Source organism: Allomesorhizobium camelthorni (genome assembly GCF_011045125.1).
In the GTDB taxonomy this organism is placed as follows: Bacteria; Pseudomonadota; Alphaproteobacteria; order Rhizobiales; family Rhizobiaceae; genus Allomesorhizobium; species Allomesorhizobium camelthorni.
In genome coordinates this window covers 1-515 of sequence record NZ_JAAKZF010000345.1, presented here as the reverse complement: position 1 = coordinate 515, position 515 = coordinate 1, and the positions used below count along the sequence as shown (strand labels likewise).

The window sequence follows — 515 nt, the reverse complement described above, 5'->3', positions numbered from 1 at the left end:
TCACTGGGATGTATCATCCTAGAGGTCAAATATTCTTCGGTATGAGGCTGCCGCTACTCGTGCAGCGACGGAAGGCAAAGGCTGCAATCGAAAGGATCCACTCATGGCAGCCGCAGCGAATCGTGCTCAGTCATGGCCGCTGCTTTGATGCGGATGCGGACAAGGTCATCCGAAGGATATTCGAAACACCGCCCTACGGACGGTAGCTTGTCCCTTGCGGCACGAGATAAGTGCGATCTCCGCTCTCCATCCCTTTTCGGAAGTTTGGTTCGCGAGAGTCTATCACAGCCTAATCGGACTGAGAGCCTCGATGATCTTGGAAACAGTCGCCACCGTGGCAATTTTTCCATTCATGTAATCCAGCGAAACGCGCGCGTGCTCTTCGTGGTAGGAGCCGATGCATTCCTCTGCCAAGACGACGCGGAAGTCCCGTTGATGGGCGTCTATCGCGGCCATTCGAATACAGGCGTGAGTGTTCACGCCACACAGAACCAATTCACCAACACCAAATTCCG

At 54.4% G+C, this 515-nt stretch carries 1 protein-coding gene and 1 pseudogene; one reads left to right on the top strand and one right to left on the bottom strand.

The window, feature by feature from the left end; all coding sequences use genetic code 11:
- Nucleotides 1-206 (top strand): annotated as a pseudogene (locus tag G6N73_RS36665) (DUF4336 domain-containing protein); the annotation flags it as partial.
- Between the two features lie 76 nt (nucleotides 207-282).
- Here the strand turns inward: G6N73_RS36665 and G6N73_RS36260 are convergent.
- A partial coding sequence (locus G6N73_RS36260; protein WP_165034616.1) for an isochorismatase family protein occupies nucleotides 283-515 on the bottom strand: 233 nt, incomplete at its 5' end.